At 66.3% G+C, this 24,770-nt stretch carries 22 protein-coding genes and 1 pseudogene; 8 read left to right on the top strand and 15 right to left on the bottom strand.

The window, feature by feature from the left end:
- Window positions 1-29: 29 nt before the first annotated feature.
- The 9 genes from fdhD to ACYRGX_RS04780 all read right to left on the bottom strand — a co-directional run bounded on the left by fdhD (window position 30) and on the right by ACYRGX_RS04780 (window position 8,337).
- Complete coding sequence (fdhD, locus tag ACYRGX_RS04740; protein ID WP_473055464.1) at window positions 30-824, bottom strand: formate dehydrogenase accessory sulfurtransferase FdhD; 795 nt, start codon at window positions 822-824, stop codon at window positions 30-32.
- Entirely contained in the window at window positions 821-1,018 is a 198-nt protein-coding gene (locus ACYRGX_RS04745; protein ID WP_473055465.1) for a hypothetical protein, read from the bottom strand. The genes fdhD and ACYRGX_RS04745 overlap by 4 nt, the downstream gene beginning before the upstream one ends.
- Window positions 1,019-1,082: 64 nt before the next feature.
- The gene (fba, locus tag ACYRGX_RS04750; RefSeq protein WP_473055466.1) at window positions 1,083-2,147 is read right to left on the bottom strand and encodes a class II fructose-bisphosphate aldolase; all 1,065 of its coding nucleotides are present in this window, start codon (window positions 2,145-2,147) and stop codon (window positions 1,083-1,085) included.
- Between the two features lie 76 nt (window positions 2,148-2,223).
- Entirely contained in the window at window positions 2,224-2,541 is a 318-nt protein-coding gene (locus ACYRGX_RS04755) for an MliC family protein (protein ID WP_473055467.1), read from the bottom strand.
- A gap of 23 nt (window positions 2,542-2,564) precedes the next feature.
- Window positions 2,565-2,759: a hypothetical protein gene (locus tag ACYRGX_RS04760; protein ID WP_473055468.1), complete on the bottom strand. Its 195-nt coding sequence runs from the start codon at window positions 2,757-2,759 to the stop codon at window positions 2,565-2,567.
- 70 nt (window positions 2,760-2,829) lie between these two features.
- A complete protein-coding gene (locus ACYRGX_RS04765; RefSeq protein ID WP_473055469.1) occupies window positions 2,830-3,993 on the bottom strand; it encodes a phosphoglycerate kinase in 1,164 nt (387 codons plus the stop codon).
- 5 nt (window positions 3,994-3,998) lie between these two features.
- Window positions 3,999-5,057: an erythrose-4-phosphate dehydrogenase gene (gene epd, locus ACYRGX_RS04770; RefSeq protein ID WP_473055470.1), complete on the bottom strand. Its 1,059-nt coding sequence runs from the start codon at window positions 5,055-5,057 to the stop codon at window positions 3,999-4,001.
- Between the two features lie 74 nt (window positions 5,058-5,131).
- Window positions 5,132-7,129: a transketolase gene (gene tkt, locus ACYRGX_RS04775; protein ID WP_473055471.1), complete on the bottom strand. Its 1,998-nt coding sequence runs from the start codon at window positions 7,127-7,129 to the stop codon at window positions 5,132-5,134.
- A gap of 65 nt (window positions 7,130-7,194) precedes the next feature.
- Complete coding sequence (locus ACYRGX_RS04780; protein WP_473055472.1) at window positions 7,195-8,337, bottom strand: TDT family transporter; 1,143 nt, start codon at window positions 8,335-8,337, stop codon at window positions 7,195-7,197.
- 107 nt (window positions 8,338-8,444) lie between these two features.
- Here ACYRGX_RS04780 and ACYRGX_RS04785 point away from each other — a divergent pair, with 107 nt between their 5' ends.
- Genes ACYRGX_RS04785 through metK form a run of 3 tightly spaced genes read left to right on the top strand, consistent with a single transcriptional unit; the run spans window position 8,445 to window position 11,579 of the window.
- A complete protein-coding gene (locus tag ACYRGX_RS04785; RefSeq protein ID WP_473055473.1) occupies window positions 8,445-9,344 on the top strand; it encodes a LysR substrate-binding domain-containing protein in 900 nt (299 codons plus the stop codon).
- 33 nt (window positions 9,345-9,377) lie between these two features.
- Window positions 9,378-10,376 (top strand): ArsR/SmtB family transcription factor, encoded by a 999-nt coding sequence (locus ACYRGX_RS04790; RefSeq protein ID WP_473055474.1) that lies wholly within the window; start codon window positions 9,378-9,380, stop codon window positions 10,374-10,376.
- 12 nt (window positions 10,377-10,388) lie between these two features.
- The gene (gene metK, locus ACYRGX_RS04795) at window positions 10,389-11,579 is read left to right on the top strand and encodes a methionine adenosyltransferase (protein ID WP_473055475.1); all 1,191 of its coding nucleotides are present in this window, start codon (window positions 10,389-10,391) and stop codon (window positions 11,577-11,579) included.
- Between the two features lie 121 nt (window positions 11,580-11,700).
- Here the strand turns inward: metK and ACYRGX_RS04800 are convergent, their stop codons facing one another.
- Both ACYRGX_RS04800 and ACYRGX_RS04805 read right to left on the bottom strand, forming a co-directional pair.
- Entirely contained in the window at window positions 11,701-12,465 is a 765-nt protein-coding gene (locus tag ACYRGX_RS04800) for a methyl-accepting chemotaxis protein (protein ID WP_473056635.1), read from the bottom strand.
- 90 nt (window positions 12,466-12,555) lie between these two features.
- Window positions 12,556-13,596 (bottom strand): annotated as a pseudogene (locus ACYRGX_RS04805) (HAMP domain-containing protein); the annotation flags it as partial.
- A 235-nt stretch (window positions 13,597-13,831) separates the two neighbouring features.
- On the opposite strand from ACYRGX_RS04805, the gene ACYRGX_RS04810 reads away from it, so the two are divergent.
- From ACYRGX_RS04810 to ACYRGX_RS04820, 3 genes are all read left to right on the top strand, one after another.
- Window positions 13,832-14,119, top strand: a complete 288-nt coding sequence (locus ACYRGX_RS04810; RefSeq protein WP_473055476.1) for a hypothetical protein — start codon at window positions 13,832-13,834, stop codon at window positions 14,117-14,119.
- 356 nt (window positions 14,120-14,475) lie between these two features.
- The gene (locus ACYRGX_RS04815) at window positions 14,476-14,964 is read left to right on the top strand and encodes a DUF3015 domain-containing protein (protein ID WP_473055477.1); all 489 of its coding nucleotides are present in this window, start codon (window positions 14,476-14,478) and stop codon (window positions 14,962-14,964) included.
- 77 nt (window positions 14,965-15,041) lie between these two features.
- Window positions 15,042-16,898 carry an Lnb N-terminal periplasmic domain-containing protein gene (locus tag ACYRGX_RS04820; protein WP_473055478.1) on the top strand — a complete coding sequence of 619 codons (1,857 nt, stop codon included), beginning with the start codon at window positions 15,042-15,044 and terminating at the stop codon, window positions 16,896-16,898.
- Between the two features lie 902 nt (window positions 16,899-17,800).
- Here the strand turns inward: ACYRGX_RS04820 and ACYRGX_RS04825 are convergent.
- The 4 genes from ACYRGX_RS04825 to ACYRGX_RS04840 all read right to left on the bottom strand — a co-directional run bounded on the left by ACYRGX_RS04825 (window position 17,801) and on the right by ACYRGX_RS04840 (window position 21,550).
- Window positions 17,801-18,355, bottom strand: coding sequence for a flavodoxin family protein (locus ACYRGX_RS04825; RefSeq protein ID WP_473055479.1), 555 nt, complete (start codon window positions 18,353-18,355; stop codon window positions 17,801-17,803).
- A 141-nt stretch (window positions 18,356-18,496) separates the two neighbouring features.
- On the bottom strand, window positions 18,497-19,735 hold the full coding sequence (choV, locus tag ACYRGX_RS04830) for a choline ABC transporter ATP-binding protein (RefSeq protein ID WP_473055480.1): 1,239 nt from the start codon (window positions 19,733-19,735) through the stop codon (window positions 18,497-18,499).
- A complete protein-coding gene (gene choW, locus ACYRGX_RS04835; protein WP_473055481.1) occupies window positions 19,732-20,577 on the bottom strand; it encodes a choline ABC transporter permease subunit in 846 nt (281 codons plus the stop codon). Before choW ends, choV begins: the two co-directional genes overlap by 4 nt.
- 37 nt (window positions 20,578-20,614) lie before the next feature.
- A complete protein-coding gene (locus ACYRGX_RS04840; RefSeq protein ID WP_473055482.1) occupies window positions 20,615-21,550 on the bottom strand; it encodes a choline ABC transporter substrate-binding protein in 936 nt (311 codons plus the stop codon).
- A 421-nt stretch (window positions 21,551-21,971) separates the two neighbouring features.
- On the opposite strand from ACYRGX_RS04840, the gene ACYRGX_RS04845 reads away from it, so the two are divergent.
- Together ACYRGX_RS04845 and gbdR are read left to right on the top strand one after the other, a co-directional pair.
- The gene (locus ACYRGX_RS04845; protein ID WP_473055483.1) at window positions 21,972-23,348 is read left to right on the top strand and encodes an L-serine ammonia-lyase; all 1,377 of its coding nucleotides are present in this window, start codon (window positions 21,972-21,974) and stop codon (window positions 23,346-23,348) included.
- Window positions 23,349-23,618: 270 nt separating this feature from the next.
- Window positions 23,619-24,722, top strand: a complete 1,104-nt coding sequence (gene gbdR / locus ACYRGX_RS04850; RefSeq protein WP_473055484.1) for a choline metabolism transcriptional regulator GbdR — start codon at window positions 23,619-23,621, stop codon at window positions 24,720-24,722.
- Window positions 24,723-24,770 lie beyond the last annotated feature (48 nt).

The raw sequence follows: 24,770 nt of genomic DNA on the forward strand, positions 1-24,770 counted from the left end.
GGCTTCTCTCTTTTCTCGATGTCCCCCGCTCAGGGCTCGGGGGCATATACCCGCGGCGCACTGCGCTGCGGGACGTGGATCAGGTTCAATCGATGGCGGCGTGCCCACTGCACGGCCAGGCCGGTGGGGGCGGACAGCGTTACCAACGTGTGCAACCCGGCACGCAGCGCCTTGTGGATCAATTCCAGGCTGCAGCGGCTGGTGACGATCGCCAGACCGTCGTGACTGTCGATACGCTGGCGCGCCAGCGCGCCGATCAGCTTGTCCAGCGCGTTGTGCCGGCCAATGTCTTCGCGGCACAGGCGCAGCTCGCCCTGGCCGTCCATGTACAACGCGGCATGCACCGCGCCGCTGCGCTTGCCGAGCACCTGCCAGTCGCCAATGCGCTCGCGCAGATCGGCGAGCCAGGCCACGGGCGGCAGCGCGGCGGATTCCAGCACCGGCAACGCCGGCAGCGCCTGCTCCAGCGCCTCGACACCGCACAGCCCGCAACCGCTGGCACCGGCCAGTTGCCGGCGCTGCTGCTTGAGGCGCCAGAACACGCGGTTGGCGATCTCCACCTCGGCGTTGCGCGCTTCTCCGTCGCCGGAGAGGCGTATGTCATAGAGGTCGTCGATCGAATCGACCAACCCGCTACCCAGGCTGAACCCGACGACGAAGTCTTCCAGGTCCAGCGGCGTGACCAGCATCACCGCCTGGCTGATGCCGTTGTAGGCCAACGCCAGGGCGCACTCCTCGGCCAGCACCACCGTTTCCGGCGTGCCGTCGTCCAGAGGCTGGAAGCGGTATTCGCCCGCTGCATTCTCGGGTCTGGAAGCGCTCATGTTCTGGTATCGCTCTGCTTGAGGATGAGGCTAGGCATTTTGTCGCACCTCGTCCAATGGAGGTTGGCGATGCGCTGATAGGCCGCGTCGATGATGGAGCGGTTCAGCGTCATGCGTAGGAGGCGCTTGAGCGTCACGATACCCCTCGCATCATGCGCCGCGGATATCGAAAACGGTTCTCCATACTCAGCCATCGGCCTCTCGCGGTTCAACGAAAAACGGCGCCCGCAGGCGCCGTCATCGGTCTCTCACGAAGGCTTAGTTGACCTTCGGATCCAGCTCGCCGCTGGCGTAGCGCTGGAACATCGCTTCGAGCGAGATCGGCTTGATCTTGCTGGCGTTGCCGGCGGTGCCGAAGGCTTCGTAACGAGCGATGCAGATGTCGCGCATGGCGGCGACGGTCTTCGCCAGGTACTTGCGCGGGTCGAATTCGCTCGGGTTCTTCGCCATGAATTCGCGGATCGCGCCGGTGGAGGCCAGGCGCAGGTCGGTGTCGATGTTCACCTTGCGCACGCCGTACTTGATGCCTTCGACGATTTCCTCGACGGGCACGCCGTAGGTTTCCTTGATGTCGCCGCCGTATTCGTTGATCACCTTCAGCCATTCCTGCGGCACGCTGGAGGAGCCGTGCATCACCAGGTGGGTGTCGGGGATGCGCGCGTGGATCTCCTTGATGCGCTGGATCGACAGGGTGTCCCCGGTCGGCGGCTTGGTGAACTTGTAGGCGCCGTGGCTGGTGCCGATGGCGATGGCCAGGGCGTCGACCTTGGTGGCCTGGACGAACTGCGCGGCTTCTTCCGGATCGGTGAGCAGTTGGCTGTGGTCCAGGGTGCCTTCGGCGCCGACGCCGTCTTCCTCACCGGCCATGCCGGTTTCCAGGCTGCCCAGGCAACCCAGTTCACCTTCCACGGAGACGCCGCAGGCATGGGCGAAAGCGACGGTCTGCTGAGTCACGCGGACGTTGTAGTCGTAGTCGGACGGGGTCTTGCCGTCTTCCTTCAGCGAGCCGTCCATCATCACCGAGCTGAAGCCCAGCTGGATCGAGCGCTGGCAGATGTCCGGACTGGTGCCGTGGTCCTGGTGCATGACCACCGGGATGTGCGGGAATTCTTCCACCGCCGCGAGGATCAGGTGGCGCAGGAAGGGCGCACCGGCGTATTTGCGCGCACCGGCCGAAGCCTGGACGATTACCGGTGAGTCGGTCTTGTCCGCGGCTTCCATGATGGCGCGCATCTGTTCGAGGTTGTTGACGTTGAACGCCGGCACGCCGTAGCCGAACTCGGCGGCGTGGTCCAGCATCTGGCGCATGCTGATCAGGGCCATGGGGTGTTGCTCTCCCGGTTGGAGGTTATGCAGGAAGCCTGCCCCAGGGGCAGGCCGGATTCAAGTGATGACTCGCTCACAAATTGACCAGCGAGCCCTTGCAGTCCTGGGCCAGGGGCTGTCCGTCGCTCTCGCGATAGACCAGCCCCGCATTGCCCTTGTCGTGAAAGCCCAACTGGCCGTCACTGTAGAAACGGCCGAAGGTGGAGGGCGCGCGTTGCAGGCGGTGCACCTCGCCGTTCTCGCCCAGGCGTAGTTCGACCTGCTGGCGCTCGCGGTCCAGCGCGCGCCACTGCAGTTCTACGCCGCCCTGGCACTGCCAGCTCAGCCAGGGTGCATCCTCGCCCCAGCGCAGTTCCGCGCAGCCGGTGAGCGAGCCTATGACCAGCAGCATTGCGATACATCTCATGGGGCGTTTCAACAATCCTGTGCCGATGGATCCTGGAGCGTCGGGTCGCCGCTGCTCTGCATTTCCACCCGCTGGTCGTTCTGGGTGGTCGGGCTGACGGCGGGCGGCGGGCTGAACACCTCGCAGGCCGAGCCGCTACCTCCGGCACAACCGGCGAGCAGCAACAACGAAGCAGCGAGGGGCAAGATAGCGATTCGGTTCATGGCGGCGTTCCCTTGGCGATGAGTCCAACCCTGTGGACCACGGATTACGCCAGGGGTTGCCGCCGTCGACTCAGGCCTTGGCGCGCTGTTCGAGTATTTCCACCGCCGGCAGTACCTTGCCCTCGACGAACTCGAGGAAGGCGCCGCCGCCGGTGGAGATGTAGGACACGCGCTCGGCCACGGCGTACTTGTCGATGGCCGCCAGGGTGTCGCCGCCACCGGCGATGGAGAAGGCATCGCTGTCGGCGATGGCCAGCGCCAGGGCCTTGGTGCCTTCGCCGAACTGGTCGAACTCGAACACGCCGACCGGACCGTTCCAGAGGATGGTCTTGGCCGACTTCAGCAGCTCGGCGAACTGCGCGGCGGTCTGCGGGCCGATGTCGAGGATCATGTCGTCCTCGGCGACCTCGGCGATCGGCTTGACGGTCGCGGCGGCGCTCTCGGCGAATTCCTTGGCGACCACCACGTCCACCGGCAGCGGCACGCTGACCTTGGCGGCGATGGCGCGCGCGGTATCCACCAGATCCGGCTCGTAGAGCGACTTGCCGACCGGGTGACCGGCCGCGGCGAGGAAGGTGTTGGCGATGCCGCCGCCGACGATCAGCTGGTCGCACAGTTGGCTCAGGGAGTTGAGCACGTCGAGCTTGGTCGACACCTTGGAGCCGGCGACGATCGCCGCCAGCGGGCGCGCCGGGCTCTTCAGCGCCTTGCCCAGGGCGTCCAGTTCGGCGGCCAGCAACGGGCCGGCGCAGGCGACTTTGGCGAACTTGGCGACGCCATGGGTCGAGCCCTGGGCGCGGTGCGCGGTGCCGAAGGCGTCCATCACGAAGACGTCGCAAAGCGCGGCGTACTGCTGTGCGAGTTCGTCGGTGTTCTTCTTCTCGCCCTTGTTGAAGCGCACGTTCTCCAGCAGCACCAACTGGCCGGGGGCGACGTCGACGCCAGCCAGGTAGTCGCTGACCAGCGGCACCTCGCGACCCAGCGCACGGCTCAGGTAGTCGGCCACCGGCTTGAGGCTGTCGGCCTCGCTGTAGACGCCTTCCTCGGGACGCCCCAGGTGCGAGCAGACGAGCACCGCGGCGCCTTTTTCCAGCGCCAGCTTGAGCGTCGGCAGCGCGGCGAGGATGCGCGCGTCGCTTTTCACGACGCTATCCTTCACCGGCACGTTGAGGTCTTCGCGGATCAGTACGCGCTTACCGGCGAGGTCGAGGTCGGTCATCTTCAACACGGTCATGGCCATCAGTCCTTGTCAGTCTGGTTGTGGGCGACGCCGAGGAAATGGTCGGCGACGTCGAGCATGCGATTGGCGAAACCCCATTCGTTGTCGAACCAGGCCAGCAGGTCGATCATCCGAGGGCCGGCGGCGCGGGTCAGGCTGCCGTCGACGATCGCCGAGTGCGGGTCGTGGTTGAAATCGCAACTGGCATGGGGCAGTTCGGTGTAGTTGAGCAGGCCGTGCAGCGGGCCGGCCTCGGCGGCCTGGCGCAGCACCCGGTTGACCTCCGCGGCATCGCTGTCGCGGGCGGTCTGCAGGGTGATGTCCAGGCAGGAGACGTTCACCGTCGGCACCCGAATGGCTTTGGCCTGGATGCGCCCGGCAAGTTCCGGCAGCAGCCGCTCGATGCCGCGCGCCAGTCCCGTGGATACCGGAATCACCGACTGGAACGCCGAGCGCGTGCGGCGCAGGTCGTCATGGTGGTAGGCGTCGATCACCGGCTGGTCGTTCATCGCCGAATGAATGGTGGTGATGGATACGCGCTCCAAACCGACCGCCTCGTTCAGCAGCTTGAGCAGCGGCACGCTGCAGTTGGTGGTGCAGGAGGCGTTGGAGACCAGCCGCTCGTTGCCGGACAGGCACTCCTGGTTGATGCCGAAGACCACCGTGGCGTCGACGTCCGCCTCGCTGGCCATCGGCTGGGAGAACAGCACCCGCGGCGCACCGGCGGCGAGGAAACGCTCGCCATGGGCGCGGGTGGAGTAGACCCCCGAGCATTCCAGTACCAGGTCGATGCCCAGTGCCTGCCAGTCGATGGCTTCCGGCTCGGCGGCGCGCAGCACCTTCACGCACTTGCCGTCCAGATGCAGGCAGTCGCCGTCGACGGCAACGTCCGCCGGAAAGCGGCCGTGGGTGGAGTCGAAGCGGGTCAGGTACTCGACGCTGGCCAGATCGGCCAGGTCGTTCAGCGCGACGATCTCGAAGTTCGTCGGCAGGCGCCGTTCGTACAGCGCACGCAACACGCAGCGACCGATGCGGCCGTAGCCGTTGAGGGCGACGCGGAAGGGGCGGGCATTGGGCATGGGCAGCTCGTCGGGACGGCAGGCGAAAGCGCAAGGGTAGGGTGGATGGCCGCAGCCATCCACCCCCGCGCAGATCAGTCTTCCAGCAGTTCGCCGGCGACCGCCAGGACGTTGTCGACGGTGAAACCGAACTCCTCGAACAGCGCGCCGGCCGGCGCCGATTCGCCGTAGGTGGTCATGCCGATGACGCGACCCTCGAGGCCGACGTACTTGTACCAGAAGTCGGCGTGGCCAGCCTCGATGGCGATGCGCGAAGCGACTTCGACGGGCAGCACGCACTGTTTCCAGGCCGCATCCTGCTGGTCGAAGACATTGCTCGAAGGCATCGAGACCACGCGCACGCGCTTGCCCTGTTCGGCCAGCTTGGCCTGGGCGGCGATCGCCAGGCCGACTTCCGAACCGGTGGCGATGAGGATCAGCTCCGGCTCGCCGGCGCAGTCCTTGAGCACGTAGGCGCCACGGGCGATCGCCGCTTCGGTCTCGTGGTCACGCAGGTTGTGCGGCAGGTTCTGGCGCGAGAACACCAGCGCGCTGGGGCCGTCCTTGCGCTCGATGGCGTATTTCCAGGCCACCGCGGCTTCCACCGCGTCGGCGGGGCGCCAGGTGTCCAGGTTCGGCGTCAGGCGCAGGCTGGCCAGCTGTTCCACCGGTTGGTGGGTCGGGCCGTCTTCGCCCAGGCCGATGGAGTCGTGGGTGTAGACGAACAGCACGCGCTGCTTCATCAGCGCGGCCATGCGCACGGCGTTGCGCGCGTATTCCATGAACATCAGGAAGGTGGCGCCGTAGGGCACGAAGCCGCCGTGCAGGGCGATGCCGTTCATCATCGCGCTCATGCCGAATTCGCGCACGCCGTAGTACATGTAGTTGCCGGAGGCATCTTCCTGGACGACCGGCTTGCAGCCCTTCCACAGGGTCAGGTTGGAGCCGGCCAGGTCGGCGGAGCCGCCGAGCAGTTCCGGCAGCAGCGGGCCGAAGGCGTTCAGGCAGTTCTGGCTGGCCTTGCGACTGGCGATGGTCTCGCCTTTCTCGGCGACTTCACGGATGAACGCGGAGGCTTTCTCGGCGAAGTCCGCCGGCAGCTCTCCGGCCATGCGGCGGACGAATTCGTTGGCCAGCTCCGGGTGTGCGGCGGAGTAGGCGGCGAAGCGCTGGTCCCACTCGGACTCGGCGGCCAGGCCGGCTTCGCGGGCGTTCCACTCGGCGTAGATGTCTTCCGGGATCTCGAACGGTGCGTGGCTCCAGCCCAGTGCGGCACGGGTGGCGGCCACCTCGTCGTGACCCAGGGCGGCGCCGTGGCTCTCTTCCTTGCCCTGCTTGTTGGGCGAGCCGAAGCCGATGATGGTCTTGCAGCAGATCAGCGTCGGGCGGTCGCTCTTGCGCGCCGTCTCGATGGCCATCTTGATCTCTTCCGGGTCATGCCCGTCGACCTTGCGGATCACCTGCCAGCCGTAGGCTTCGAAGCGCGCCGGGGTGTCGTCGGTGAACCAGCCGTGTACTTCGCCGTCGATGGAGATGCCGTTGTCGTCGTAGAAGGCGATCAGCTTGTTCAGGCCGAGGGTGCCGGCCAGCGAGCAGACCTCATGGGAGATGCCTTCCATCATGCAGCCGTCGCCGAGGAACGCGTAGGTGTAGTGGTCGACGATGGCGTGGCCTTCGCGGTTGAACTGCGCGGCCATGATCTTCTCTGCCACGGCCATGCCGACGGCGTTGGCGATGCCCTGGCCGAGCGGGCCGGTGGTGGTCTCGACGCCGGCGGTGTAGCCGTACTCGGGGTGCCCCGGGGTCTTGCTGTGCAACTGACGGAAGTTCTTCAGGTCGTCGATCGACAGGTCGTAGCCGGTCAGGTGCAGCAGCGAGTAGATCAGCATCGAGCCGTGGCCGTTGGACAGCACGAAGCGGTCGCGGTCGGCCCATTTCGGGTTCGCCGGGTTGTGCTTCAGGTAGTCGCGCCAGAGCACTTCGGCGATGTCGGCCATGCCCATCGGGGCGCCCGGGTGGCCGCTGTTGGCTTTCTGCACGGCATCCATGCTCAGGGCACGAATGGCGTTGGCTCGCTCACGACGGCTGGGCATCGCTGATCTCCTGCGGGGGCATTGCGTAGAAAAAGGGCGGCTATTTTCGCCCAGCCCACCCCGACCTAGCAATGACGGATTGGTTCCTGGGCCGCCTTTTCCTGGCGCGGCGGCTGCGCCAGGCAGGGTGCCTGGAACAGGTGCCCGTGCCAGAGACCGGCCAGGGTCAGGCGGAACACCTGCAGCCAGATCATCGCCAGAGCCACGCTGAGCAGGCTGGCGAGGTGGCCAAACACCGCCAGGCCGGTCTGCCGTTGCAACTCGAAGGTGGCCAGGGTGAATACCCCCAGCGGGAAGGTGAAACCCCAGGCGCCGAGATTGAAGTGCAACCGTCTGCGCACGTAGTGCAGGGTGCAGGCGCTGGCCAGCAGCAGCCACCACAGGCCGGCGCCCCACAGCGCCAGGCCACCGATCAACCCCAGGCTGGCGGCACCGTTGGCCAGCGGTCCGGTGGGCAGCAGCGTGGCGGCATCGCGGCCGAGTACCAGGAGTCCCAGGGCGCCTGTGCCCAGCGGGCCGAGGGGTAGCCAGCAGGTGGCGGCGAAGTCGATGTCCGGCAGCTTGTGGATGGCCAGGCGCAGCAAGACCAGGGCGATCAGGGGCAAGGCCAGCGACAGCGAAATGCCCCACAGCGCGTAGCCGGTCAGCAGCAGCGTCTGCGCCGCCTGCGCCGGCAAGTGCGGTGCCAGGGTGCCGGCGGCGGCCGCCGCCACCTCTGGGGCGACGATCGGCAGCAGCCAGACGGCGGTGAGCTTTTCCAGGGCATGCTCCTGGCGGGTGAACATCAGGTAGGGCACCAGCAGCGCGCTGGTGACCGCCAGGAGTGCATCCAGCCACCAGATCAGGTGCGCCATGTCGATCAGCGCGGGGCCCCAGAGTGCGGCGCCGAATACCACGCAGCCGTTGCCGACGGTGGCCAGGCCCATGGGAATGGCGCCGAGGAACATCGACTGCACCGGGTGGCCGAGCATCGGCGCGAGGGTTTCCGGGTAGATCACCAGGCGCGCGATGAACAACACGGCGAACAGCGTGAACAGCGCGACGTTCAGCAACCACAGCGCGCAGGCCAGCGGCCAGAATGCCGCCCCTTGCTGGGCGAGCACCAGCGCTAGCACGCCGGTGCCCATGGTCACGGCGAACCAATTGGGGGTGAAGTGACGGACGAAGGCCCAGGGTTCGGGCTGGCGAGTCAGCGGGAGGAGGGTCATGGCTGCTCCGGTCGGGTGGTCCCGTGGCGAAAGAGGCCTGGCCAGAGTAGGGCGGCTCAATGCATATTAAAAATACATGTCTGGTATCTGATGGATGCCTTCTATTTATGAATATGCATCACCTGCGGGTGTTCATGACCGTGGCCGAGTGCGGCGGCATCGGTGCCGGCGCCGCTGCATTGCACATCAGCCAGCCGGCGGTGACCCGTGAGATCCGCGAATTGGAGGCGCGCCTGGGGCTGGCGCTGTTCGACCGTCTGCCGCGTGGCGTGCGCATCACCGAGGCCGGCGAGCGGCTGCTGCAGTACGCGCGGCGCATCTTCGCCCTGGAGCAGGCGGCCGAGCAGGAGCTGCGAGGGTTTGCCGACCTGGCCCTGGGCGATTTGCGCCTGGGCGCCAGCGCGACGCTGGGCGCCTACCTGTTGCCGGCCTGGATCGACACCTTCGCCCGCACTCATCCGACGCTGCGGGTGGAGCTACAGGTGAGCAACACGCAGCAGGTGGTCGAGGCGCTGGAGCACGGCCGGGTGGCGCTGGGCTTCGTCGAAGGGCCGTTCGCCCGCGAGGCCTACGAGCATCGCCTGGTGGCGGTCGATCCGCTGTTGCCGCTGGTCGGGCCGGGGCACCCGTTGGCGGGACGCGAGGACCTGCGCGCCGCCGACCTGGATGGCCAGCCGCTGTTCCTGCGCGAAGAAGGCTCCGGTACGCGCGCGACTCTGGAGGCAGTCTATCGCGAGCATGGCCTGCGCCTGGACGCGCGCATGGCGGTGGCCAGCAGTGAGGCGCTAAAGCGTCTGGTCGCGGGCGGACGCGGCATCGCCTGGCTGTCGCCGCTGATGGTCGCCGGCGAACTGGCGCGGGGCGAATTGCTGCATCTGCCGCTCGCGGACCTGCGGGTCAGTCGCGAGCTGCATGCGGTCTGGCGCGGCGGTGAGCGCTTGAGCCCGGCACCGGCGGCGTTTCTCGAGCAGGCGATGGCCTTGTCGTCCAATATCAAAACTTTTTGATATTGCTGAGGGTGCGGTCTAGACTTGCGCCCCATGGACTTGCGCGCCCCCCTGCTCAGCGATGAGCCCGTCGACGAACTCGCCGCCCTTTGCAAGGCTGGCGGCGACGTGCTGCGCCTGAACGTTTTGCGCGCTCTGGCCAACGACTCTTTCGGCGTACTGGAGTTGGCGCAGATCTTCGCCACCGGTCAATCCGGCATCAGCCACCATCTCAAGGTCCTCGCCCAGGCCGGGCTGGTCGCCACCCGCCGCGAAGGCAACGCGGTGTTCTACCGTCGCGCGTTGCCACAGGCCGAGGGCCCCGGTGCGCGCCTGCACGCCGCCCTGCTAGAAGAAGCCGACCAGCTTGCCCTGCCTGCGCCCGTCGAGGCGCGCATCGCCGCCGTGCATGTGCAGCGCGCCGCGGCCAGCCGGGACTTCTTCGCCCGCTGCGCGGAACGCTTCCAGGCCAGCCAGGACCTGATCGCGGGACTTCCGCAATACCGCGACAGCGTGCTCGCGTTGCTCGATGCCCTGCCGCGCCCGGCCGACGCCACGGCGCTGGAGGTCGGGCCGGGCGACGGTGGCTTCCTGCCCGAGCTGGCCAGCCGCTTTGCCCGCGTCATCGCGCTGGACAACAGTCCGGCGATGCTCGAACTGGCCCGCGCGCGTTGCGTCGAGGCCGCGCTCGACAACGTCGAACTGCGCCTGGCCGATGCCCTCGAAGAACAGGCACCCAGTGCCGACTGCGTGATTCTCAACATGGTGCTGCATCACCTCGCCGAGCCGGCCGAGGCCCTGCAGCGCCTGGCACGACGGGTGAAGGCCGGCGGCAGCCTGCTGGTGACCGAGCTGTGCAGCCACGACCAGAGCTGGGCCAGGACGGCCTGCGGCGATCTCTGGCTAGGCTTCGAACAGGACGACCTGGCCCGCTGGGCCGGCGCCGCCGGCCTCGCCATCGGCGAGAGCCTCTACATCGGCCTGCGCAATGGCTTCCAGATCCAGGTTCGGCACTTCGCCAAACCCGAAATACCCACATCCACCGGTCAATGAAGGAACCGATAGATGAGCGAATATTCCCTGTTTACCTCCGAATCGGTCTCCGAAGGCCATCCCGACAAGATCGCCGACCAGATATCCGATGCGGTGCTCGACGCCATCATCACCCAGGACAAGCACGCCCGCGTGGCCTGCGAGACCCTGGTGAAGACCGGTGTGGCGATCGTCGCCGGTGAAGTCACCACTTCCGCCTGGGTCGACCTCGAAGACCTGGTGCGCAAGGTCATCCTCGACATCGGCTACGACAGCTCCAACGTGGGCTTCGACGGCGCCACCTGCGGCATCGTCAACATCATCGGCAAGCAGTCGGTGGACATCGCCCAGGGCGTCGACCGCAGCAAGCCGGAAGACCAGGGCGCCGGCGACCAGGGCCTGATGTTCGGCTACGCCTGCAACGAGACTGACGTGCTGATGCCGGCGCCGATCACCTTCTCCCACCGGCTGGTCGAGCGCCAGGCCGAGGCGCGCAAGTCCGGCCTGCTGCCGTGGCTGCGCCCGGACGCGAAGAGCCAGGTCACCTGCCGCTACGAGAACGGCAAAGTGGTCGGTATCGACGCCATCGTGCTGTCCACCCAGCACAACCCCGAGGTGAAGTATTCCGACCTGCGCGAAGGCGTCATGGAGCTGATCGTCAAGCACGTGATCCCCGCCGAACTGCTGCACAAGGACACCCAGTTCCACATCAACCCGACCGGCCAGTTCATCATCGGCGGCCCGGTGGGTGACTGCGGCCTGACCGGGCGCAAGATCATCGTCGACTCCTACGGCGGCATGGCCCGTCACGGTGGCGGCGCCTTCTCCGGCAAGGACCCGTCCAAGGTCGACCGTTCCGCCGCCTACGCCGGCCGTTACGTGGCGAAGAACATCGTCGCCGCCGGCCTCGCCGAGCGCTGCGAGATCCAGGTGTCCTACGCCATCGGCGTGGCCCTGCCGACCTCCATCTCGATCAACACCTTCGGCACCGGCAAGGTCTCCGACGAGAAGATCGTCCAACTGGTGCGCGAGCACTTCGACCTGCGTCCCTACGCGATCACCAAGATGCTCGACCTGTTGCACCCGATGTACCAGGCCACCGCCGCCTATGGTCACTTCGGGCGCATCCCGCAGCAACTGACGGTGGGCGACGACACCTTCACCACCTTCACCTGGGAACTCACCGACAAGGCCGAAGCGCTGCGCGCCGCCGCTGGTCTCTGAAACGCCCCGGTTGAACGCAAAGGCCCCGCATTCGCGGGGCCTTTTTGCTGGGCGGTGCAGGGGCTGTCGCCGTGAATGAAACGGCGCCCCGAGGCGGACAGGGCGCCCGCCCGGGGCCTGCTCAGATACGGAAGCTGCCGACCAGTTGCTTGAGCAGCGTCGCCTGCCGCTCCAGCTCGCTGCAGGCGCGCAGGGTGGATTCCAGGTTGTTCACGCCGTCCTGGTTGAGCACGTTGATCTCGGTGATATCCATGTTCAGCGCCTCGATCACCGAGGTCTGTTCCTCGGTGGCGGTGGCGACCGACTGGTTCATCCCGTCGATCTCGCCGATGCGCGCCGTGACGCTGCCCAGGCGCTCGCCGGCGGTGTTGGCGATCTCCACGCTCTGCTCGCTGTAGCGCTGGCTTTCCTGCATGGTCGTCACCGCTTCGCGGGCGCCGACCTGCAGGGCTTCGATCATCGTGTGGATTTCCTGCGCTGATTCCTGGGTGCGGTGCGCCAGGTTGCGCACCTCGTCGGCGACCACGGCGAAGCCGCGTCCGGCGTCTCCGGCGCGGGCCGCCTCGATGGCCGCGTTGAGGGCGAGCAGGTTGGTCTGCTCGGAAATGCTCTTGATGACCTCGAGGATCTGCCCGATGTTGGCGGTCTTGTGGTTGAGCGCTTCGATGTTGCCGCAAGAAGTGCTGATCTTGCCGGACAGCTCGCTCAACGCGGCAATGGTGCGTTGCACCACCTGGCGGCCGTCCTCGGCCTGCTGGCGGGCGGCGCTCGCCTCGCCCGAGGCATCGGCGGCGTTGCGTGCGATTTCCTGGGCGGCTGCGCCGAGCTGGTTGATCGCCGCGGCGACGCTGTTGGTGCGGCTGGCCTGTTCGTCGGAGTTGTGCATCGAGGCGTTGGACACTGCCAGCACCTGGCTGGCGACCTCGTTGAGTTGGCCGGTGGAGCTGGCCACCTCGCGGATCGAGGCATGGATACGTTCGACGAAGCGGTTGAAGGCACCGGCCAGCTCCCCGAACTCGTCGCCGCTGTGTACGTCCAGACGCCGGGTCAGGTCGCCCTCGCCCTGGGCGATGTCGCCCATGGCGCGGCTCATCAGGTTCAGCGGACGCATCAGCACGCGCATCAACAGGCCAAGCAACAGCACGATGCTGAGCACCGCGACCAGGGTGGCGATGGCGGCGGACAGGCGGAAGGCGCCCAGCGGAGCGAAAGCGGCGGTTTCGTCGATGGACAGCCCGACGTACCACTCGGCGTCCGGCAGGCCCTGCACCGGGGCGAAGGCGAGCAGGCGTGTCTGGCCGTTCTGCTCGACCGCGCTGATGTGCCCATCCATGACGATACGCTGGCCCGGATAGAGCTCGGCGAGGTTCTTCATCACCAGCTCGTCCTGGGGGTGAACCAGCACGGTGCCGTCCTTGCTGACCAGGAAGGCGTGGCCGAGACCGCCCAGATCCAGGCGGTTGATGATCCTGTCCAGGGCGTCCAGGCTCAGGTCGCCGCCGGCCACGCCGTAGAGCTGGCCGTTCAGGCGAATGGGCGCTAGGACCGAGACCACCAGCGCGTTGGTGATCTTGTCGACGTAGGGCGCGGTGAGCGTACTGCGCCCGGCGCGCACGGTGTCCTGGTACCAGGGGCGCTTGCGCGGGTCGTAGTCCGGCGCCATCTGCGCCGGCGGCGCGACCTGGAAGCGGCCGTCGCCGTCCACGCCGAAATAGCTGGAGAGGAACGCCTGGGCGAACACCGGCTGGGCGAGCACCGCCTGGGTGTCGCCGCCGGCGGCGAGGGTGCGTTCCAGGCTCTGCGCCATGCTCTCGGCCAGCAGGATGCGGCCGCCCAGCCAGCTCTGGATGTTCCCCGCGGCCGCCTCGCTGGCGAGATCCAGGCGCGCCTGCAGGTCGTCGCGGATGCTCGCCCGTTGTCGAACGTCGTTGTAGAGGCTGAACAGGGCGAAGGCGGCGATCACCACCAGGGTGGCGGCGAGCAGGATCTTGTGGCTGAACTTGAGATGACGGGGCATAGCGGACGTATCCACGGGCTAAGTAACGGGATTCTGACGGGGGCTTTTCGGGAGGCTGTATCTGTCAATGCATTGTCGCCGGAGCCGTGTCGGCAAGCCAGCGAAAAGCCTGAGTCCGTTCGCCCTGCGCACACCTGTCGCACCGCGCGTTGCCGTCGGTCGATACGGGCTGGCACACTGACTGCCCCTCGCACGCCGCCCAGGCGCTGCCTTTCCCGTTCTAACGAGGTCTCCGATGCGCATGCGTGCCTACCTGAGCCTGGCGACATTGCTGTGCGCCACTACCCTAGCGTCCCACGTCGCGGCTGCGACGCCGTCTCCCTGTGGGGAAGACCGGGTCTGTCAGGCGCAGCAGCGGGTGAGCGAGTTGGAGCAGGAGCAGGAGAAACGCCGCATCGAGCTGCGCGAATCCCTCGATCGGGGCTCCCAGGACAAGGTCAAGACGCTCAACCAGCGCCTGCAGCAGACCCACGCCGAGCTCGAGGAGGCCCGTCGGCAACTGAAGGCTGTCGAAGAGCACTGAATTGGCCTGCGGTCCTGGTGATTGACCGTAGGCGGATGGCGCACGATACATAGGCCCTCGCGCCCGAGGGGCGTGCTTTTCCTATCGGCCAGCAGGGTGCGCGTCGCGCCGGGCGAAGCGGCATCGGGCGGCACCTCGGGGCCCGCAGCGCATAGCCGCGAAGTGGCGGTCCAGAGGGGTTCTCGGCCGACGCTCTTCTGTGACCCGGCACGCGCCGTCGATCGCTTAGCGTGAAACAGACTTGAAACATGTGGGTTCCGCTAACCATGATGCGTCTGCGGGCAGGTGGATGCCTGCCGTGCTTGTGCTGGCTATTTGATAGCCATTCCTAACGATTACAATCGAGAGAACGAGCTATGAAACGGATTCTTCTGGGTGCCCTTCTGACTGCAGCCTCCCTCCACGCGATGGCCGATGCTCCTGGCGGCCCGAACTGCGGCTGGGGCAACATGCTGTTCGAAGGCGAAAGCGGAACACCTGCACACTTCCTCGCTTCGACCACCAACGGCACCTCGGGCAACGCCACCTTCGGCATGACCTCCGGTACCAACGGCTGCTCCACCAGCGGCAGGCTGACCTATGGCGGCAAGTCGTGGCTGGCGCAGAGCGGCAACATGAACGAGCTGTCCGAGGACATGGCCAAGGGACAGGGCGAGGTGCTGACCACCTATGCCGTCGTCCTGGGCGTAAAACCCGAGGATCGCGCCTATTTCGCCGAATTCACCCACAAGCACTTCCAGCAGATCTTCAGCAGCGCCGACGTGACTGCTGAGCAGGTGCATGACAACACCCTCGCCGTCCTCAAGAGTGACGCGCGCCTGGCCCGGTACGCCGTCGAGGCTTGAGTCAGGAATTTCCGCCCCGCTTGCGGGGCGGAACTTTGCCGGCCCGTTCTCGGCACTCTCGGACACAGTTGCTGCCCATGTTCAGACGCCTTGCCAGCCTCGTGTTGTGCTGCGCTCCGCTTTCCCTGCACGCCTTCGAACTCCCGGCTCCGGCACGCCTCCAGCAATTGGCGGGCACCGCCTACTGGATCGCCCTGGGGCACTATGAAGCCCGCTCCCTGGGAGGGTGGCGCAGCTATGTGGATGACGACCACTTCTTCCTCGACAAAGACGGCGCGCATGATCCCGAGGCAGAACTGCGTGCCACGCTGGAGGCGCTGTACGCCCCTCCCAGTCTCGGCGATCGCCACGCCCAATGCGTCTATCCCGCGCGTACGCGCTGGTTGCGCGAACAATTGCAGTTGACCGACCTGCCCCAGGTCGAGTGCGAGGAGTTCACCCGCTGGTATGCGGACGTGGCGCCCTACAGCACGACCCTGGTGTTTCCGGCGGCCTATCTGAATAGTCCGTCCTCCATGTTCGGCCATACCCTGCTGCGCATCGACAAGGCGGAAACGCGCAGCAACGACACCACCCTGTTGAGCTATGCGATCAATTTCGGCGCCTACGTCGAGGGCAGCGACAACAGCATCCTCTATGCCTGGAAAGGCCTGATGGGCGGCTATCCCGGGGTGTTCGCGCTGATGCCCTACCAGGAAAAGCTGTCCGAATACCGCAGTCTGGAAAACCGCGACCTGTGGGAATACCAGCTCGATCTGACCCCCGAGGAAACCGGGCGCATGATCGAGCATGTCTGGGAGCTCAGGCAGGTCCGCTTCGATTATTACTTCTTCGATGAAAACTGCTCCTATCGCTTGCTCGAACTGCTCCAGGTGGCGCGACCGTCACTGGATCTGACGGCGCAATTCCCCCTCACCGCGATTCCTACCGACACCGTCAAGGCCGTCCGCCAGAGCGGCCTGGTCGCGGACGTGCGCTACCGGCCCTCGCGTGAAGGCGAGTTGCTGGCGCGCGCGAAGGACTTGGACGAGGCCGAGCAGCGGCAGGTCTTGGCCCTCAGCGCCGACACCGCCACCCTGCAGAGTCCTGTATTCGAGGCGTTGTCGCCCGAGCGACAGGCCTTGGTGCAAGACGCGGCCTACCGTCTGGAGCGCTACCGCGCGAGCGGGCACGCGCGTGATCCGGCCCAGGCGCGGCGCAGCTTCGAGCTGCTCAAGGCGATCAATGCCAATCCGCCGCCGCCGCTGGAGATGACCCCGCCGGGGTTGCCGGAGAACGGCCATCAGTCGCGCACCTGGCAGCTCGGCCTGGGAAGTCGCGGCGACCGCGCCTATGCCGAATACGGACTGCGCATGGCCTATCACGATCTAACCGACAACCTGGAGAGCTTCCCGCTCGGCGCGCAGATCGAGATCTTCCAGCTCAAGCTGCGCCAGTACGAGGACAACGACTGGAAGCTGCAGCGGCTCGACCTGGCTTCCGTGCGTTCGCTGACGCCGCGCGGCATCCTGCTCAAACCCTGGTCCTGGCAGGTCTCAGGCGGTCTGGAACGGGTGCCTGGCGAGCACGGCGACGAAGTCCTGGTGAGCCATCTCAACGGCGGCGCCGGAGGCAGTTGGCAGTGGGGGGAGGGCCCGCTCTACTACGCGCTGGCCACCGCGCGGGTCGAGCACAACGCGGATTTCGCCGCGTTCCTCGGCGCTGCCAATGGTTTCGATGCAGGAGTGCTCTGGCGCAATCCGTTGGGCACCTTGAACCTGTCCGCCACCGGCGATTATTTCTACAACGGTGAAGTGCGCCGGCGCCTGGCGCTGCAACAGAATTGGGAGCTGGGGCGGGACCTCGCCCTGCGCGTTTCGGCGCAACGGGACTTCAGCCACCTGGCCGGAAACGACAACACCCTCATGCTGCAACTGCGCTGGTATCACTACTGACGCGGGTTGCGCGGCTGATGGTGTGGCGAGCCGGTATCTACAATCACCCGAATGGGCAGATGGCGCTGAAGTGCCTCCGTGGGGCCCGGTGGTTCGGAGCACCGGCGTTAATCCTGAGCCGCTGCGGCTGCCGTTGCCTGGAGTCTCTGTGGTTTGTGGTTTGGGTGTGTGAGCGTCGCGCTTTCCTCGGTTGGGACTACAGGTTTCGCCCTGCACGGCGAGTCACTTTCTCTTGCCTGCGGATCGCCGCCCGCGCCAAGCAAAAGTAACCAAAGAGAAGGCGACCCCAGCATCCGGCCCCAGCCGCTGCGCGGCTGGGGTTCCCTCGTTCCGGCGCTGCTCCGGGGGCCGGCCCGTACGGTCCCTCCCTGGACCGCACAGGCCTCTCGCCGCCGTCCTGGCGGCTCACTCCCCTACGCAACACCTCCACTCGGCCTCCTGAAGGGGCTTCGGGTGCAAGCCGTGTCATCGGTAGCCGCGTTGCCCTGGTTCGGCCCCGTGGATGGGTATCGCTGCGCTCAACCCATCCTACAGTGGCAACCATGCGGACTTGCAGACGGCGCCGAAGCGCCCCGTTGGTCCGGGTGAACGGAGTCGTTGCGTAGCAGGTTGAGCCGCTTGGATGGCGGGGAAAGGCGTATACGCCGGGCCTGTGGAGCGACGATGGAGTGAACGAACCCCGTCCGCGTTAGCGGGCGGGGCCGGATCGCCGGGGCAACGGTTTTGCGTCCTTTTGCCGCGGCCGGCGAGGCAAGACAAAAGGACGTCGCCCAGGAGGGCGAAACAGGGAGTTCCGGAGGAACACCGACAACCGTCCTTTTGGCACCGAAGGGCCGGTGCACCTGATCTAATCCTGAGCAGCTACAGCTACCAGCCTCTCGGGGGTCGGCTTGGGCGTGGGATCAGCCCTTGAAGCGGGCGGCGATGGCGGCGACGCGCTGGCCGTATTGCACGGCGGTGTCCAGGTCGCCCTGGACCATCTCGTCGACACCGGCGTCCGCCGGGGTCTGCACCATCAGCGCGCCGGAGCCGCCGAGGCTGTTGAGGTCGTTGCGGGTGGCTGCCTTGGTGTTGCTCGGCAGCAGGCCGAGGCTGACCCACAGGCCGCCGTGCTGGGCGGCGAGGGTCTGCAGGTAGAGGGCGGTGACGCCCTTGTCGCCGATCAGGCTGGCGCTGTTGGTGAAGCCACCGAAGACCTTGTCCTGCCAGGCGCGGGTGAACCAGGCCTTGGAGGAGGCGTCGGCGAACTTCTTGAACTGCCAGCTCGGTCCGCCCATGTAGGTGGGGGTGCCGAAGATGATCGCGTCGGCGGCCTGCAGGGTTTCCCAGGCGGCTTCGGGCAAGTTGCCCTCGGCGTCGATGGCGACCAGCTCGCCGCTCGCGCCTTCGGCGACCTTTTGGGCAACGCGTTCGGTGTGGCCGTAGCCGGAGTGATAGACGATGACGACCTTGCTCATGACGATTCCTTGTGGGATCTGAAACGGAAGCGTCAGGCTAGCAATTGAACTAACTTCTGGTAAGTACTTACCTGGAGGTTATCGCGCTGCGGGTATCCATGAAAAGGCCGCCCGGAGGCGGCCTGTGTGCAGCTGGCGGGCTCAGCCCGCCTGGCTGAAGGAGGGTTGGATCTTCACCGGTGAGCCGTCGTCCTCGTCGGACTTCTCCAGGTTCTTGCCCAGCAGTGCGTGGTACAGCTCGCTGTCGCCGAGGATACCGACCACCTGGCCGTCCTTCTGCAGGACCAGCTTGTGGCCGGTCTGGTAGCGCACTTCCAGGGCTTCGCGCATGCCGATGCGGGCGTCGACCAGGGTCGGCTCGCGCCGCAGGCGGGACACCTCCTCGCCGGCGCTCCAGGTCTGCATCTGCAGTTCCTGAACGCCCTGGCGGGCGCACTCCAGGCGCTGCTCGCCATCCAGGCCGAGCCAGCAGTCGCGACCCTGGTCCAGGCAGACTTCGCTGCCGTGGTGGCGGCACTGCTGCAACGGGCGCATCAGGCTCTCGCCGCGCAGCACGTTGAGCGGGTTGGTGTGGGCGACGAAGGTGCGTACGTAGTCGTCCGCCGGATTCAGCACGATCTCTTCGGGCTTGCCGTACTGGACGATCTTGCCGTCCTTCATGATGGCGATGCGCGAACCGATCTTCAGCGCTTCGTCGAGGTCATGGCTGACGAAGACGATGGTCTTGGAGAGCTTCTGCTGCAGTTCCAGCAGTTCGTCCTGCAACTGCTGGCGAATCAGCGGGTCGAGGGCCGAGAAGGGTTCGTCCATCAGCAGGATGTCGGCGTCCATGGCCAACGCGCGGGCCAGGCCGACACGCTGCTGCATGCCCCCGGAGAGCTGGTCGGGACGCTTGTCGCGCCACTGCGCCAGGCCCACCAGTTCGAGTTTCTCGTCGATCAGCTTCTTGCGCTCGTTGGCCGGACGGTGCTGCATCTCCAGGCCGAAGCCGACATTCTCTTCCACGGTCAGCCAGGGCATCAGGGCGAATTTCTGGAAGACCATGGCGATGCGTTTGGTACGCATGGCCTTGAGGACTGCGGCGGAGCAGTTGGCGATGTCCACCTCCTGGCCCTCGTGCTCGATCAGCAGGCGTCCACGGCTGACCGTGTTGAGCCCGTTGATGCAACGCAGCAGGCTCGACTTGCCGGAGCCGGAGAGCCCCATCAGCACGCAGATCTCGCCGCGCTCGACTTCCAAATTGGCCTTTTCGACGCCGACCACCTGGCCGGTACGCTCGATGATTTCGCTGCGCGAGTGGCCCTGGTCGAGCAGTTCGAGGGCCGCCTTGGGCGACTTGCTGAAGACGACGTCGACGTCTTCGAAGCGGATCATGCTCATGCTTCGCTCCTGCGCTTGGTTTCGGGTTGCTTGCAGATGCGATCGAGCAGGATCGCCAGCAGTACGATGGCCAGGCCGGCTTCGAAGCCGAGGGCGATGTCGGCGGTGTTGAGTGCGTTGACCACCGGGCGGCCGAGGCCGTCGGCGCCGACCAGCGCGGCGATCACCACCATCGACAGCGAGAGCATGATGCACTGGGTGACACCGGCGCCGATGCTGGGCATGGCGTGCGGCAGCTCGATGCGCGTGAGCAGTTGCCAGCGCGAGCACCCGAAGGCCTTGCCGGCATCCATCAGCTCTTCCGGTACGTCCTGGATGCCCAGGTAGGTCAGGCGGATCGGCGCGGCGATGGCGAACACCACGGTGGAGATCAGTCCCGGCACCACGCCCAGACCGAAGAGGGTCAGGGTGGGGATCAGGTAGACGAAGGTCGGCACCGTCTGCATCAGGTCGAGTACCGGGCGCATCAAGGTGAACATCAGCGGCCGGTGCGCCGCGGCGATGCCAAGGGGCACGCCGATGGCGATACACACCAGGGTGGCGAAGAGCACCTGGGCGAGGGTTTCCAGGGTCGCCTGCCAGTAGCCGAGGTTGTAGATCAGCAAGAACGAGGCGATGGTGAAGAGCGTCAGCCCCCAGCGGCGCTGGATCAGGTGGGTGATTGCCGCGAAGATGCCGATCAGCACCAGGGGGTGGAACCACAGCAGGCCGCCGGTGACGCCCTGGATGATGCCTTCCAGGGCCATGGCGATGTAGTCGAAGACGTTCGCGCCGTGCAGGGTCAGCCAGTCGACGAAGTCGGCAATGACCTGCCCCAGCGGCAGTTTATGCTCGGTAAACATGGGTTAGTCGTCCATAGCAAAGCTAGTGGGGGCGTCCTCAGGGCGCCAGTTTGGCTTTCACGGCCTCCAGGCCGGGCTTGCCGTCACGCGTTTGCACGCCGTCCAGCCACTGCTCGAGAATCTGTGGGTGCTGCTTGAGCCAGGCCTGAGCGGCCGCTTCGGGCTTCTGGTTTTCGTTGAGCACGGCGTCCATCAGCTGGTTTTCCATCTCCAGGCTGAATTCGAGGTTCTGCAGTAGCTTGCCAACGTTGCCGCATTCGCTGGTGTAGCCGGCGCGGGTGTTGGTGTAGATGGTGGCGCCCCCGTAGTTGGGGCCGAATACGTCGTCACCGCCCTCGAGGTACTTCATCTTGTAGCGGGTGTTCATCGGGTGCGGCTCCCAGCCGAGGAACACCATCCACTGCTCGCGGCGTTCGGCGCGCTGCAACTGGGAGAGCATGCCGGCTTCGCTGGACTCGACCAGCTTGAAGTCCTTCAGGCCGAACTGATCGGCGTCGATCATGCCCTGGATCAGGCGGTTGCCGTCGTTGCCCGGCTCGATGCCGTAGATCTTGCCGCCCAGCTTGTCCTTGAACTTGGCGATGTCGGCGAAGCTATGCAGGCCGGCTTCGTAGACATAGTTCGGTACAGCCAGCGTGTACTTGGCGCCTTCGAGGTTGGCGCGAACGGTGTCTACGGTGCCGGCCTCACGATAGGCCTTGATGTCGTTTTCCATGGTCGGCATCCAGTTGCCGAGGAAGACGTCGAGATCCTTGTTGGCCAGGGACTTGTAGGTGACCGGGACCGACAGCATGTTGGTCTTGGTCTCGTAGCCCAGGGCTTGCAGCACTTCGCTGGTGATCGCAGTGGTTACGGTGATGTCGGTCCAGCCCACATCGGAAAACCGTACCAGACTGCAGGATTGCGGCTCGGCGGCGTGGCCGAGAAGGGGAAGGCCAAGACCTGCCAGCAGTAACGCGGCGGGAGTCTTCATGCGTTGAGCTCCTTGTTCGGTTCGTCGTCGGCGTCCCGTCGTGGAACACCTGGTGTCGATCGCCATGGCGCTTCGTCTGGGGCAAATGGCCCTGTTCGGAGCGGGGTCGTCCGGATCATCTAACAGCTCCGGGCACCCGCCTACTGGCTGGGTCGCAACCAGTGCAGGGCGAGTCGTATCCAGTGTCGGCCGGTGTCGTATTCCGCGCCAGGCAGCCCAGGGACCATAACATTTATGGCCTGTGCCTGCCGGTGCCAGAGCCGCGCAGCGCGGCGCTGGGCGGGGTTGCGGCGGTCGTTCGGTGACATGTCCGGATGCGTCAGGCGGCGTGCGCTGGCAAGCCCGTGTCGTGTCCAGAAGGCGGCAACGCCAGCCCTCGGAGGATCATCCGGCGCATTTGCCGAGTGGAGGAGCTGCGACGATGGCCATCAGCGTTTTCGACCTATTCAAGATCGGTATCGGGCCGTCGAGTTCCCACACGGTGGGACCGATGCGCGCTGCCGCCACCTTTCTCCAGGAGCTCAAGCAGGCCTGGCCGCTGCCGGCGGTGCGGCGCATCGAGGTGCGCCTGTATGGCTCGCTGGCCGCCACCGGCATCGGCCATGGCACCGACAACGCCACGCTGATGGGGTTGATGGGCGAGTGGCCGGAGCAGATCGACCCCCGTCAGGTGCTGCCGCGCATCGAGGACCTGCGTCAGCGCGGGCGCCTGCTGCTCGACGGCCAATGGCCGCTACCCTTCGAGTGGGAGCGCGACATGCGTCTGCTCGCCGAGAACCTGCCCTACCATCCCAACGCCATGACCCTGTGCGCCGAGGCCGAGTCGGGTGCGCACTTCGAGCGCACCTACTATTCGGTCGGCGGCGGCTTCGTGGTGGACGAGGCGCAGGCCGCCAGCGGCGTGCTGGACGCCGACCAGACGCGTCTACCGCATCCGTTTTCCAGCGGCCGCGAACTCCTGGTGCGTTGTCGCGAGAGTGGTCTGTCGATCTCCGCCGTGATGCGTGAAAACGAGCGCGCCTGGCGCAGCGACGAGGCCATTGGCGAGGGCTTGCGCGGGCTCTGGCAGGCCATGCGCGATTGCGTGGAGAACGGACTGCGGCATGAGGGTGAACTGCCGGGCGGGCTGCGTGTGAAGCGCCGCGCGGCCAAGCTTTACCGCAGCCTGCAGGAACTCGGGAGGCCCAACGTGATCGGCTCCACGCTCAGCGCCATGGAGTGGGTGAACCTGTTCGCACTGGCCGTGAACGAAGAGAACGCCGGCGGCGGGCGCATGGTCACCGCGCCGACCAATGGCGCCGCCGGCATCATCCCGGCGGTACTGCACTACTACATGAAGTTCAATCCCGACGCGCAGCCTGGCGATGTCGAACGCTTTCTGCTGGCCGCCGCCGCCGTGGGAATCCTGTGCAAGACCAACGCATCGATCTCCGGCGCCGAGGTCGGTTGCCAGGGCGAGGTCGGCTCGGCCTGCGCAATGGCCGCGGCGGGGTTGGCCGAAGTCCTCGGTGGCACGCCCGAGCAGGTGGAAAATGCCGCCGAGATCGGCCTCGAGCACAATCTCGGGCTGACCTGCGACCCGGTCGGCGGGCTGGTGCAGGTGCCGTGTATCGAGCGCAATGCGATCGCCGCGGTGAAGGCCATCAACGCCGCGCAGATGGCCCTGCGCGGTGACGGTGAACACTTCATTTCGCTCGATCAGGCCATTCGGACCTTGCGCGATACCGGGGCTGACATGCACGACAAGTACAAGGAAACCTCTCGGGGCGGCTTGGCCGTCAGCATCATCGAATGCTGAAACTGCTCGCTCTTTGTGCATTCCGCCATGTTTTAGCGCACTTTTTCGTGCGTCGGCTGTTACTGCCTGACTCAGGATGGCCCTTGGCTAGCAATTCTGCGGCGTCCTGCCGCAGCGCTGCCGCCCGCAGAACAGAAGGGTTTCCGCGTTTAAGTTGAATGCCTATTCAAGTTAGGCATGGCAATTGCCTGATCCAGATCAATCCGGACGTAGATCCGGGTACCTGCCTCAACTTGGATCGAGGCAACCGTAAGCGCGAGGAGACCCCCGATGTCGCAGTTCATGCCCGGCGTTGCATCCCAGAATCCCGCTCCACAGTCCGTCGGCTTCCTGCTGCTGGACAGCTTCACGCTGATCTCCCTGGCTTCGGCCGTGGAGCCGCTGCGCATGGCCAACCAGTTGTCCGGTCGTGAACTCTATCGGTGGTGCACGCTGACCCTCGACGGCAGCGCGGTGATGGCCAGCGACGGCCTGCAGATCACCCCGGACCTGCCGGTGAGCCAGGCGCCGCGCCTGGACACCCTGATCGTTTGCGGTGGCGTCGGCATCCAGCGCGCGGTGACTCGCGAACACCTGCACTGGCTGCAGGGCCAGGCGCGCCATGTGCGTCGCCTGGGCGGTGTATGCACCGGTAGCTGGGCGCTGGCCGCGGCCGGACTGCTCGATGGCTTCGAGTGCAGCGTGCATTGGGAATGCCTGGCGGCGATGCAGGAAGCCTTCCCGCGGGTGACCATGAGCACCCGCCTGTTCAGCCTCGACCGCAACCGCCTGACCAGCTCCGGCGGCACCGCGCCGCTGGACATGATGCTGCAACTGATCGCCCGTGAGCATGGCCGTGAGCTGCCGGCGGCGATCTCCGAGATGTTCGTCTACGAGCGCATCCGCAACGAGCAGGATCACCAGCGCGTACCGCTCAAGCACATGCTCGGCACCCAGCAGCCGAAGCTGCAGGAGATCGTCGCGCTGATGGAGGCCAATCTCGAAGAGCCCATCGACCTCGACGAACTGGCGGTCTACGTCAGCGTCTCCCGTCGCCAGCTCGAGCGCCTGTTCCAGAAGTACCTGCACTGTTCGCCGTCGCGCTATTACCTGAAGCTGCGCCTGATCCGTGCGCGCCAACTGCTCAAGCAGACGCCGATGTCGATCATCGAGGTGGCCTCGGTGTGTGGCTTCGTCTCCACCCCGCACTTCTCCAAGTGCTACCGCGAGTACTTCGGCATTCCGCCGCGCGACGAGCGCACCGGCCAGGCACCCGCCAGCCAGCACGTGGCGATGGTTGCACTGCCGCAGTCGATCGTCACGCCGATGTCCGGTGCGCTGACGGCACTCTCGCGCGCCAGCGGCGAATCCACCTTCGCCAGCGTGCGCGTCTGACGGCCTTTCCCGTTTCGCGCCGAGACGAAACGGGAAGCCCCGAGGCCG

The organism is Pseudomonas sp. R4-15 (genome assembly GCF_055768815.1).